This window comes from Reyranella sp., from assembly GCF_965228225.1.
In the GTDB taxonomy this organism is placed as follows: Bacteria; Pseudomonadota; Alphaproteobacteria; order Reyranellales; family Reyranellaceae; genus Reyranella.
The window spans coordinates 43,636-55,922 of sequence record NZ_OZ245801.1; the positions used below are offsets into that span (position 1 = coordinate 43,636).

The following is a 12,287-nucleotide window of genomic DNA, read 5'->3' on the forward strand; positions in this document are numbered from 1 at the left end:
CGTCGATCTCCAGGGAAAGACATCAGCCCGGAGCGGCTGATGCCGGGGGAATGAAATGGAGCGGGGCCGTTACCTGGCCGCGCCGGCTTCGCGGTACTGCGCCGTGAAGCGACCGAGCTGTCGCTCGACGTCGGTGGGCTGCTGCAGGCCCTTCTCGACCAGTATCTTGAGGCGGGCCTGGGCGGCCGGCCGCTGCACGGAGGCGATGAAGGCGTCCCAGCCCGGCTGCATCTCGGCGTCGGGCGGAAGGCTCGCGACATCGACCAGCCGCTTGGTCTCGGCGATCGTCTGGTGATCGAAGCCCGCGATACGCATCGCCAACGCATCGACGAAGGCATCCAGCTCGGCATCGGGGAGGGCACGGTTCACGTAGCCGTACCGCTCCGCCAGCGCACCGTCGAAATCGTCGGCGCCGATCAGGATTTCCAGGGCGCGGCCGCGGCCGAGCAGGCGCGGCAGCCGCGCCATCGGGCCGCCGCCCGGTACGAAGCCGGCCCCGACCTCGAACTGTGACAGGATCGCCTTCTCGCGACTGGCGAAGCGCAGATCCGCGGCGAGCGCAAGTTCGCTGCCGATCCCGCTTGCACGGCCGCGAATCGAGACGATCGAGATCGCCTTGAGCCGGGCGAGGCGCACCATGAAATCGGGCACGGGATGCATGCCCGTCGGTCCGGGCGCCATGCCGGTCGAGTCCTCGAGCGGCTTGAGAAGGTCGTAATGCGCCATGAAGAAGCCGGGCACGGCGCTGTCGAACACGACCACTTTCACATGCGCATCGGCCTCAAGCTGCTCCAGCACCTCCATGAGCTCGCGCATTTCGGCAGGCCCCACGATGTTCAGGGGCGGGTTGTCGAGCGTGACGACCCAGTAGGCTGGGCTCCTCCGCGTCACGCGGACTTTCGCTCGGTTGGATGGGGACATCTGCAGAGCTCCTTCGCTCACCGTTGGGGACTGCGAACAGATGTGGCGCGGATGGCCTGCGCTCCATTGAACGAAAGTATCGTCGACACCTTCGTTCAATCGCCTGGTCCCGCTGCGGCCGCCATCAGTGAGATCATCCGGAATGTCCCGGTGCGAGGTGACGGGTGTTCCACACAATGCGCCGGCGGAGACGAAGTCTGCGTATCGCGTCGCTTTGGCGGCATGTGGGCTCGGCCGCGCTGGTGGCGGGGCTTCTGGTGAGTGGGAATGTTGTTCAGGCCACGGAGCCGTCGCCGCAGGAGCCTGACAGGATCCGAGGCGTTCCGTGGCTTCTCGGCGACTGGAACGGGCGTCGCGTCTGGCTTCAGGACCGCGGCCTGGATCTGCAGCTCGGCTACACCGGAGAGTTCGCCTTCGACGCGACGGGCGGTGTCCGGCAGCAGGCCGCCTATGCCGATCAGTACCTTGCCGGCGCGACTTTCGACCTTGAGCGGCTGGCTGGCCTCAAAGGCATGACCTTCCAGGTCACGGTCACAGCGCGTACCGGGCGTAACCTCAGCGACGACGTTACAATGGGTACGCTCCAGCAGGTCCAGGAGATCTATGGCCGCGGTCAGACGCTGAGGCTGACGCAGCTCTGGGTCAACCAACGCCTGTTCGACGGAAGGTTCGATTGGAAGGTCGGCCGCATGACCTTCGACGAGGATTTCGCCTCGTTCCCGTGCGAGTTCGAGAACCTCACCTTCTGTGGCGCTGCGCCCGGGAACCTCGTTCCCGGCTATATCTACAATTGGCCGGTCAGCCAGTGGGCGACGCGGCTGCGCTATAACATTGACGGCTTTGGCTACGTGCAGGCCGGCGCGTACGACGTCAATCCGCAGTATGCCTCTGCCAACGACACGCTGCTGCCCGTGTTCTTTAACGGCTCGACGGGCGTGCTCATCCCGATCGAGCTGGCCTGGTTGCCGCGCCTCGCCGGCGGGTTGCCTGGCAGCTACAAGATCGGGGCGTGGTACGACACATCCGCCGTGAACGACGTGGTGAGCGACATCAACGGCAACCCGTATGTCCTGACCGGATTGCGACCTCGCCGCCAGCAGGGGCGGGCAGGCGGCTATCTCAGCATCGTCCAGCAACTGACACCGCTTGCCGCATGGGAAACGAGAAGGGGGCTCAGTGTTTTCCTGAATGCCGTGGTCGCCAGCGACAGGAGCTCGACCACCGACAATCAGGTGGCTGCCGGCCTGGTCTATACCGGCCCATTTCGATCGAGGCCGGACGACGATGTCGGCTTCGCGGTCGGCATGACCCGCGTCAACAGCCGCATCGGGGCGTCGCAGGCCCTGGCGAACAGTCTCGGGGTCGGGCCGGTCGCGGTGCAGGGCGCCGAGTTTCCCTTCGAGCTGCATTACACGTTGCGACCGGTGAACGGCGTCGTGTTGCGTCCCAGCATCCAGTACGTGATCAATCCCGGCGGCACCGGCGCTAACCCCAATGCACTCGTGTTCGGGTTCACGACGTCGATCAATTTCTGACCCAAGGGTCCCTGAAAGGGTGCTGCCGTATCGCTGCAGTCATGGCCGGCACCGTCAGGGTTATACCTTCGCATAACTGTGACGGGGCCTCCGAGATCGTCATGGTGCATCCGGTCCAGAGGTCGTTAACGACATTCGTCGGAGGGAATTGCCATGGAACCCGCGAAAGTTCGACGCCGGCATGTGCTCGCTGCGACAGTGATCGGCGCGGCCGCAATCACTGCAGTCGGAGCACCTTCCGCTTTCGGCCAATCGTCCGACGGCAGCAGCTTCGGTCCGCTGCGGCGGATCAAGGCTGGAGATCTCGAGGTCGCTTATGCAGAAGCGGGCCCGGCTTCGGGCATGCCCGTCCTTCTGCTGCATGGCTGGCCTTACGACATCCACACCTATGTCGATGTGGCGCCACGCCTCGCAGCCGCCGGCCATCGCGTGATCGTCCCGTATCTGCGGGGCTACGGCGACACGCGCTTCTTTTCGGAGTCGACGCCCCGCAACGGGCAGCAGGCGGCCCTTGCCGTCGACGCCATTGCGCTCATGGATGCGCTCGGCCTCGAGCGGCCGATCGTGGCCGGCTGTGACTGGGGCGCACGGACGGCCTGTATTCTTGCCGCCCTGTGGCCAGAACGTTGCCGCGGGCTCGTCTCGGTAAGCGGCTATCTCATCGGGAGCCAGGAGCTCAATCGAGCACCGCTGCCGCCCCAGGCCGAGCTGCAATGGTGGTACCAGTACTATTTCGTGACCGAACGGGGCGAAGCGGGTTACCGCAAGTACACACATGAATTTGCGCGATTGATCTGGCAGCTCGCCTCGCCCAGGTGGCAATTCAGCGAGCCGACGTTTCGGCGATCGGCTGACGCCCTGGACAATCCGGATCATGTTGCGATTGCCATTCACAACTACCGCTGGAGACTCGGCCTGGCGGCAGGCGAAGCGCGGTTCGACGATCTCGAACGGAAGCTCGCGTCGCTCCCTTCCATCGTCACGCCGACCATCACGCTGGAGGGCGATGCCAACGGGGCGCCGCATCCCGACCCCACCAGTTACGCCGCCAGATTTACGGCTAAGTACCAGCATCGGCTGGTTACCGGCGGGATCGGCCACAATCTACCGCAGGAAGCCCCTGACGCGTTCGCGAAAGCCGTGATCGACGTCGGAAAGCTCTGACTGAAGCGCGCGGCAGGTGCGGTGGAGCGCCGCAGGACCGGCATGTCAGCGGAGCAAGTTTACTTGGGCGAGGTCGATCAGCTCCCTGGCGCGACCATCGAGAACCGCCTTGAGGGTGAACAGGCCAAACCCGGTGACCTCTTCGATGTTGGCGACCGGGGGAATTACAAGTTCCTGGCGAGCGCTGACGACATCGAGTAGCGCTGGGCCGTCGTGCGCGAGTATTTCTCGCACCGCGGATGGCAAGTCTTGTGGCTTCTCGACCCGAACGCCCTTGATACCCATGGCATTCGCCATCGCCGCAAAGTTTGGATTCCTGAGATCACAGCCGGTATCGAGAAATCCCGATGCCTTCATCTCCATTTCAACAAAACCCAGGGTTCCATTGTTCAGGACGATCACCTTAACCGGAAGGTCGTGCTGAAGCAGGGTGATGAACTCACCCATCATCATGGTGAAGCCCCCGTCTCCCGATAGCGAGATGACCTCGCGGTGGCGGTAGGTTGACTGGGCTCCGACAGCCTGGAGCATGGCATTTGCCATGGAGCCGTGATTGAAGGAGCCGATCAGGCGGCGCTTCCCGTTCATCTTCAGATAGCGCGCGGCCCAGGCGACGGGAGTGCCAACGTCGCACGTAAAGATGGCGTCTTCGGAAGCGAGCTCGCTTACGACGCGATTCAGGTATTGAGGATGAATGTACCGTGTGTCCGGGCGGACTTCTGCCAGTGAGTCCAGTTGAGCGCGAGCATTGCGATAGTCGGCAAGCGCCTCGTCCAGATGGCTCGAGTCGTCCTTCTGGTCCAGGAGTGGAAGCAGCGCCGGGAGTGTGTCACGCACAGTACCGACTATGCCAAGATCGATAGCGCATCGATTGCCCAGTGCCGCCGGTCGAATGTCCACTTGGGCGATACGTGCGTTCGCGGGATAGAACTGGCGATAGGGAAAATCGGTCCCGAGAAGCAGCAGGGTGTCGCAGTTGGCGATTGCCCGATAGCCTGACGCCGAGCCTAACAGGCCGGTCATTCCAACATCGAACGGGTTGTCGAACTCGAGGTGCTCCTTCCCGCGAAGTGCATGGACAATCGGCGATCGCAGTATCCCGGCGACTGCCACGACGTCGTCATGGGCGTCGGCGCAACCCGCACCACAGAAGAGGGTTGTTCGACTCCCGGAGTTCAGCAGGTCGGCTAGTTCAGTAAGAGTGCCTGCGGTCGGGCGCACAATGGGCGGAGTAGGCAGTTGCCAGTTGGGCACTTTGCTGTCGAGGGGCTTCAGGGCGACATCACCCGGAATGACAACAACGGCAACGCCCTTCTGGCCGACCGCTGCTCGCATTGCGCGCTGCAGGATCTGCGGTAGCTGCTCCGGATTCGAAACGAGCTCCACATAGTGACTACATTCCTTGAAAACCACTTCGGGATGTGTCGCCTGGAAATAGTCGATGCCGATCTCGGTACTGGGAATATGCGCCGCGATCGCCAGCACCGGGACGCGGCTGCGTTGCGCCTCGTAGAGGCCGTTTACAAGATGGAGATTGCCGGGGCCGCAGCTGCCGGCGCACACGGCCAGCCGGCCTGTGAGGTGCGCTTCGGCGCTCGCCGCAAATGCGGCAGACTCTTCGTGGCGAACGTGAATCCATTCGATCGTATCCTGTCGGCGCAAAGCATCGGTGAATGCATTCAGAGAGTCGCCAACCACGCCATAGATCCGATCCACGCCTGCTTTGGTGAGCGCGTCGGCCATGTAGTCGGCCGCTGTCCTGGTCATTTTCGACTCCCTTGTGTTCGAGCAAGGTTGAGGGCTGGAGCCATAGCTAGGGTGGTGCCCACCCTGACGCAGCGCACGGCCTACACTCCATAGAACGAAGGTATCGGCGACACCTTCGTGTACTGGCGCCGCACCGCTGTGATCGCCAATCTCCGGCATGTCGCTTCGGCGCGCGGGAAGAGAAACGGAGTGCCGACGCGCCTGGCTCCAGGATCTCCAGCCGGTTGATCCTTTGCGCACGGCCGCACCAGAGGAGTCCATGAGGGACCTGTTAGCCTTGGCAAAGAACGTTGCGACCCGTGTGGAGGCCGAGGCCTCGCGAGCGGCTCAAAGTAGACGTGGCTGTTGAGGGAGGCCGGCGATGCTGATCGTGAAGATCGAAACCGTTGTCTTGCACATCCCGATCAGGGCGGGCGCCAGAACTGACGAGGCCGTATGGGGCAGCAGGGATCTTCCGGTCGCGGAATCCGTCCTGGTCAAGGTGGTTACCGACGAAGGCATCGAAGGGTGGGGTGAGGCGTTCGGTTTCCGCACGGCCTCGCTCGTCAAAGCCGCCATGGACGAAGTGATCGCGCCCCTATGCATAGGTCAGGATGCGGAGCAGATCGGCACGCTCATGCTTCGAATCCAACGGACGCTGCAGGTCTTTGGCCGCGGCGGTCCCTTGTTTTTCGGCCTGTCGGCATTGGATATCGCTCTCTGGGATATCGCGGGAAAGGCCGCGAACCGGCCACTGTCCCGCCTGCTCGGGGGCGGCGCCAGCAAGCTTCGATGCTACGCCAGCCTGCCGCGCTATTCTGAACCCTCGGTGGTGCGGGAGGCTGTGCGGAGGGCGCTCAATCTGGGGTTTCACTGCTTGAAGCTTCACGAGACGGACGTGCCGGTCATTCTTGCCGCTCGCGAGGAGGCGGGAGCCGGAGCAGAACTGACCCTCGACGTGAACTGTGCCTGGTCTTTGAATGAGGCCCTGACGAAGTGCGAAGAACTCCGGGATGTTCGCTTGAAATGGCTGGAGGAGCCGGTCTGGCCGCCGGAGAATTACGACGGCCTTGCTCAGCTGCGCCGCCTGGGCGGCATTCCAATTGCCGCGGGTGAGAACGTGTCGACCCTGATGGACTTTGACAGGCTCCTCGGGGCGGGCGCGGTGGATTTCGTTCAACCAAGCCCAGCCAAGATGGGTGGCATAACCGAGCTATGCAAAGTCTTCTCACTCGCCAGCGCGGCGAATACCACCGTTATGGCTCATACATTTTACGACGGACCTGGCCTGCTGGCGGCGATGCATGCAACGGCCGCGCACGGCGCGGCCGAGTCACTGATCGAGTGGCGCATGTTCGATCTCGAGGCGCGGATCTACGGAGACGCCTTTATCCCTCGCGAGGGCTATCTCGACCTCCCTCAGGCGCCGGGCCTGGGACTGGACCCGGACCCGAACGTGCTGCGCGACTACGCAGCGAAGTGATCGTACGCCTTCGTACCGCCATTGCGGACACGAAAACCGGGGAGCGCGGACAATCGTGGCCTTCTCGCACGCCGGACTTCAGCGCCGTCGCGGGGCGTCGTTCATGCTGGGCGTCAGGCCTGGGTTGATCTGATTCGGCGATAATCCCGGTTCCTGCCGCTCGATGGATAGCGATTGGATCGTTGCCTGCCCGAGCGTGATAGCGGGGATGCAGCCGACGCGGGCAAGAGGACCGTTGAAGATGGCTAAAAGGCGCTCCCGGATCGTCTCGGCCAGGTTGTTGCCGACGCTGAGGGGTTCGGAACCAGAATCGAGTACCGTGACCGTCGCCGTCATGCCGGCGATGAGCGGAACTCCCGGCGGTACCTCGTCGATTGCGATGCGCACGGGCACTCGCTGCGCCAGCCGCACCCAACTGTACACCGGATCGACATTGGGCAAGCCCTGTATTCCGGCCGCGGCATTCGACACGCCGATTCCTCGGGTGACAGTGGCGACATGACCGGTGATTGGCTGTGCGTAGCCCATCAGCTTCGCCTCAACGCGATCGCCGATGCAAATTCGCGCCACCTTGGTCTCTTCGAAGTAGCCATCGATCCAGTAGCTATCGCTGTCGGTCACCGAGATGTTCGTCGCACCCTCGTGTGCATAGTCACCGACGCGCATGAGCAAGTTCGTGACATAGCCATTGACCGGTGTACGAACCAGGGTGCGCTGCAGGTTCACCTCGGCGCGAGCGAGCTGTTGCTGGGAGGCTTTGAAGGCCGCGTTGGCCTGGATTGCCGTACCAGCGAAGACCTGCTGTTCTTCTGCGCTGGCGGCGATGCTTGAAAGGTGCTGCCGCCGGTCAGACTGAACCTGCTTGACCTGCAGGTCGGCCGCCTTTTGCTCGACCAGAGCCCGGCTCGACTGGACAGCGACCTCGTAATCGAACGGATCGATCACGTAAAGCACGTCGCCTTTGCGAACGAACTGGTTGTCGGCGGTCCGAACTTCGATGATTCTCCCGGACACCTGAGGCGCCACGCTAGCTACCTGCACGCGCACGCGGCCGTCGCGCGTCCAGGGCGCCGTCACATAGTAGTCCCAGATCGCGAGGGCCATGACGACTGCGAGCATCAGGATGGCTAGCGTCGCCAGTCGCCTGGCCCAAGGTCCCAACAGCAATATGAAGCGGTGGCCGCCTGCCGACGCGACGCGATCACCCAATGCGGGAGCGGGTCGCCGCGGCGTCGTAGTTTCCGACTTGGCGATCGGAGCCGAGACGGGCTCGGTTTGAGGAGCAGTTGCGGGATCAACCTCAGGGGCGGCGCTTCCCGGATCTCGCGAAGCCTGCTCCTGCTCTGCAGGTCGCTCTTGGAGGTGCGGTGCATGCATCGTGGGCCTCCTAGAGAAACACCACCAGCAGGCCCAGGATCACCACGTAGAGGCTGACATCCGCGACTGACGGATGACTAAACAACTTGGCGAAGCCGATTGCATACAGTACCGGGCGGAGAGCGAGGATCACAGCCAGGGCGGTCACCGCGTAGGAAATGAAAGGCGCCACGAGAACGCCACCAAGTATCAGCTCGGGGAAGGTGTGCGTCATGAGTCGGGCTTCCCCAACAGAAAGGTCGCGGCATCGAGCGCTGCACTCGCCTCCGCAACGCACACGGGCGGATTGCCTGCATCGCGCAATGCCGCGGCCGACTCTCGTATCGATCGGAAATTCCGCGAGGCCAGAGCTTGAAGGGCCTCTCTTGCCAAGCCGGCGGCCGGGCCGGTCGCCAGTGCCGCAAGGCTCGCGTCGCATAGGCGGATGATGCCGGCCTGATCGAACAACAGGAGGAGCTCGTCCAGCACAGCCCCCGGCTGAGGGTCGCGGATGCCGGTTGCGACGACCTGACCGATCCGCGCGGCGTCACGGAACATCGCTTCCTCGGGCGTATAGCGAGCGATTCTGGCCAGACCGCCAAGTTCGCGACGCGCGGAGGCAATCGATCCCTGTCGCCGGCGCTGATCGGAAAGAGGAGGGACAAGAAGTTGAGATGCGAGCAACAGGGCCACGGAGAGGCAAAGGAGAAGGGACTTGGATAGATAGGCCTGAGGATCATAAGTCTGCGGATTGCCGGGGCTAAATATCACCAGGATGAAGATGAGATTCATTCGGCCGAGAGTAGCCAGGATCTGATTGGGCCGTGTCATCAAGAGCGAGGCGCCGATCGCGATGGGGGCCAGGGCGAGCGCCAGCAACGGAAACTGCGTGGCGCCATCGAGAACCACGAACTCGAGGATCCCAGCCATGGCCGCTGCCGCTGGCACGGCGGCCAGGGCCAGGACAGTGACTGCTCGCGGATTGGGCGACGCTGCTCCGAACCCGATAATGACCGGAACCAGTGCCAGGGAAAGCTCTGTTGAAGGCCAACCTGTGACGACGAAGAAGATCGATGGCAGGAAGAGCCAGAGTGCGGCGCGTACGCCTGCTTCAGCTGCGATGCTATGGCAGCAATAGAACGGTGTGCGCCAAACGCGCTGCGGCGGCACGCCTTCCTTCAGTGCGGAGAGGCAATCGCCCGCTTCCCGATCGTATCGCACTAGCGCCGCCAGTGCCCAATCGATAGACGTCCCCAAAGGGAAATGCTGCGCCACGGCCACGTGCTTGCCGTCGCCGGGTTCGAGTGTTGAGATCAGGTGCTCCTGCAGGGCTAACTCGCTGGCAGCTGGTAGGACGCTCAGGAGACGCGCGGCGTGAAGCTCGGCAATCAGCGCCACGACCGTGCTGCGGGCGGCGGCCCCTCTGGCCGGGCCACTACTTGATTCCGTCGCCAAGCTCGAGATCTCCGACCGAAGCGCCGTGATCTCGCGCATCAATAGGATTGCTGTCGTCGCGTCGCCGGTTGGATGCCGGAGAATGGCTTTCGCGTAGTCGCGCACGCGGCAATGAAGGTGAGTGAGCTGGGCTGCCAGGCGGGGATGGCGGTCAGGAGCTGCCAGAAGATCGTTCACGAGTGCCAGGGCGCAGATGCCGACGGCTATGGCTGCCCCTCGCTGCACGCCGGTGTCGAAGACATGATCTGGACTATCGATCTGCGTCATGGCGACCAGCCCCACGGTGTAGCCGGAGAGCACAGCGGCGTAGCTGCGGTTGCCGTCCCAAATCCCTGCGGCGTAGAAGCACACGCCGACCCAACCTGCGAACGCGACGAGCAGTAGATCTCTTGTTTGTGATAGCGCGCCGACCATGACGATGGAGGCCGCAACGCCGATGATCGTTCCGATCAGCCTGAAGGCTGCTTTCTCCAGCGCCTCTCCTCGGGTGGGGGTCGCGAGGATTGCGACGGTAATTGCTGCCGATGAGGCAGCCTCCAGTTGGAGCCAAAACCCCGTGTAGAGAGCTACGACGATGGCGATCCAAATACGGAAAGAAAAGGCCCAAGACTCGATCGCAATGCCGGCGAAGGAGAAGGCCATCGGCGGTGCGCTCATGGCGTCGGCTCCTCCTTGACCGGCCGCCGTGGAGGGCGCGGATCAGTTAGGCGCATGTTCCAGCTGACCGAAATTGCGGAGATCGAAACACCGACAGACCCGCCTTCCCATTGCCGGTCGCGACGCCGAACGTTGCTACGCCCAGTGCGGAACATTTCTTCCCGAACGCGCATTCCGCGACCCCACGGCAGGAGAGCTGATTAGTAAGCCCGCGGTGGCTCTCTTTCCTCGACGCCGACCGGCGAGCGCAAAGGCTAAACGACAGACAGCTCGTGAATATTGCACCTTGGTATCGGCGATACGTTCGTCCAATTCCGCGGTTGCCAATGGACCTGTCATCACGGCTGTCTCGCGACAGGCTGCGGCCCATTTCATCTGGTGCGCCAGCAGAATTCGCATTCAGGGATCGGAGAGATGATGATCGAGCTCTGGCGTCTTCCCGCGACTGAGTTGGCTCGGCTCGTGCGGACCCGCGAGGTTTCTGCCCGCGAGGCGTGCCAGGCAGCACTGGAACGGCTCGATGCGGTCAACCCGAAGATCAATGCGATCGTCGCCCATCGGCCGGAGATGGTGCTGCGACAGGCCGACCGAATTGATCAACTGGTGAGTCGCGGCGAGAACCCGGGTGTCTTGGCGGGAGTCCCCGTAACGGTGAAGGTCAACATAGATCAGGCCGGATTCGCCACGACCAACGGCACAGTTCTGCAAAAGGATCTCATCGCGAAGGCCAACAGTCCCGTAGTCGACAATTTGGTACGGGCCGGCGCGATACTGCTCGGCCGCAGCAATGCGCCGACCTTCGCGTTACGCTGGTTTACGAGCAATCTCGTCCACGGGCGCACGAGCAATCCTCGAGATCCAGCGCTTACGCCGGGCGGCTCGACCGGGGGCGGGGCCGCAGCGGTAACGGCAGGGATCGGCCATCTCGCCATCGGTACCGATACCGGCGGTTCGGTGCGTTATCCGGCCTATGCCTGTGGAGTCCATGGGCTACGACCGACGCTGGGACGAGTTCCGGCGTACAACGCATCCTCTCCGGAGCGGGCGATCGGTCCGCAACTGATGTCTTCGGCCGGCCCGATCGGGCGTACCGTCGACGACCTTCGCGTTGCGCTTGCAGCCATGGCGGCTCCCGATCTTCGCGACCCTTGGTGGGTGCCTGCGCCGCTGGAAGGCCCCGCAGCGCCACTTCGCGCCGCGATGTGCGTGCGTCCTGGCGGCTTGCCGGTCGTCAAGGAGGTCGAGGCTGCCGTGCGTGATGCCGGACGAAGGCTTGTCGATGCCGGCTGGCAGGTCGATGAGATCGATGACGTCCCTTCGTTGAACGAGGCTGCAGCCGTGCAGGAGCGTCTATGGCTCGGCAACGGCTTTGCAGAACTGTCGGAGGCCGTCGCGCGTGACGGCGATCGCGGCGCGTTGTCGGTCGTGTCGGCATTTCGCGCGCGAGTCGCGACCTTCGAGCACGATCTGGTGGCCCACGCATTGCTCCGGCGGGCCACCGCGACTCGCGAGTGGCGGTTGTTCCTCGCGGAGTTTCCCGTCTTGTTGCTACCTGTTTCGGCCGAACTGCCGTTTCCCGACGGGCTGGACCTCAAGGGCGAGGCCGGATTCTGGCAGGTGTGGAACGCGCAGCTCGTGCAGAGAGGTCTGCCGGCCGTGGGCCTGCCGAGCCTGACGGTCTCGACCAACCTGATCGGCTCCATTCCAGTCGGAGTAGAGATCGTCGCCAGTCACTTTCGCGAAGACCTGTGTCTGCTCGCGGGAAAGGCGATCGAGGCACGCGGCACGCCCGTCTCGCCAATTGATCCCGTGGCAATTGGGGAGATTGCAGGGACGTTGCCAGAGGGGGCGGCCTAATCCTCTCGAGCGGCCGATTGTGGCGACGTTTCAGAGAAGCTCTGGACCACGCAGGCCGCGTTGCGATTGCCCTTCACAACTACCGCTGGAGACTCGGCTACCGCAGGAGCCCC

At 63.4% G+C, this 12,287-nt stretch carries 9 protein-coding genes; 4 read left to right on the forward strand and 5 right to left on the reverse strand.

Features of this window, described 5'->3' with window-relative positions:
* Positions 1 to 69: 69 nt before the first annotated feature.
* Positions 70 to 921, reverse strand: a complete 852-nt coding sequence (locus ACO07K_RS00185; protein WP_422033921.1) for an enoyl-CoA hydratase/isomerase family protein — start codon at positions 919 to 921, stop codon at positions 70 to 72.
* Positions 922 to 1,145: 224 nt separating this feature from the next.
* Here ACO07K_RS00185 and ACO07K_RS00190 point away from each other — a divergent pair, with 224 nt between their 5' ends.
* Entirely contained in the window at positions 1,146 to 2,456 is a 1,311-nt protein-coding gene (locus tag ACO07K_RS00190; protein WP_422033922.1) for a carbohydrate porin, read from the forward strand.
* Positions 2,457 to 2,609: 153 nt separating this feature from the next.
* Positions 2,610 to 3,620, forward strand: coding sequence for an alpha/beta fold hydrolase (locus ACO07K_RS00195; RefSeq protein WP_422033923.1), 1,011 nt, complete (start codon positions 2,610 to 2,612; stop codon positions 3,618 to 3,620).
* A gap of 45 nt (positions 3,621 to 3,665) precedes the next feature.
* Here ACO07K_RS00195 and poxB read toward each other — a convergent pair whose 3' ends face one another.
* Complete coding sequence (gene poxB, locus ACO07K_RS00200; RefSeq protein ID WP_422033924.1) at positions 3,666 to 5,387, reverse strand: ubiquinone-dependent pyruvate dehydrogenase; 1,722 nt, start codon at positions 5,385 to 5,387, stop codon at positions 3,666 to 3,668.
* Positions 5,388 to 5,748: 361 nt separating this feature from the next.
* Between poxB and ACO07K_RS00205 the strand changes: the two genes are divergently transcribed.
* On the forward strand, positions 5,749 to 6,849 hold the full coding sequence (locus tag ACO07K_RS00205; RefSeq protein WP_422033925.1) for a mandelate racemase/muconate lactonizing enzyme family protein: 1,101 nt from the start codon (positions 5,749 to 5,751) through the stop codon (positions 6,847 to 6,849).
* Positions 6,850 to 6,927: 78 nt separating this feature from the next.
* On the opposite strand, the gene ACO07K_RS00210 is transcribed toward ACO07K_RS00205, so the two are convergent.
* From ACO07K_RS00210 to ACO07K_RS00220, 3 genes are all read right to left on the reverse strand, one after another.
* The gene (locus ACO07K_RS00210) at positions 6,928 to 7,953 is read right to left on the reverse strand and encodes a biotin/lipoyl-binding protein (RefSeq protein WP_422033926.1); all 1,026 of its coding nucleotides are present in this window, start codon (positions 7,951 to 7,953) and stop codon (positions 6,928 to 6,930) included.
* Between the two features lie 283 nt (positions 7,954 to 8,236).
* Complete coding sequence (locus ACO07K_RS00215) at positions 8,237 to 8,440, reverse strand: DUF1656 domain-containing protein (RefSeq protein WP_422033927.1); 204 nt, start codon at positions 8,438 to 8,440, stop codon at positions 8,237 to 8,239.
* Positions 8,437 to 10,317: an FUSC family protein gene (locus tag ACO07K_RS00220; protein ID WP_422033928.1), complete on the reverse strand. Its 1,881-nt coding sequence runs from the start codon at positions 10,315 to 10,317 to the stop codon at positions 8,437 to 8,439. Before ACO07K_RS00220 ends, ACO07K_RS00215 begins: the two co-directional genes overlap by 4 nt.
* Positions 10,318 to 10,734: 417 nt before the next feature.
* Here ACO07K_RS00220 and ACO07K_RS00225 point away from each other — a divergent pair, with 417 nt between their 5' ends.
* Positions 10,735 to 12,174, forward strand: a complete 1,440-nt coding sequence (locus tag ACO07K_RS00225) for an amidase family protein (RefSeq protein ID WP_422036726.1) — start codon at positions 10,735 to 10,737, stop codon at positions 12,172 to 12,174.
* Positions 12,175 to 12,287 lie beyond the last annotated feature (113 nt).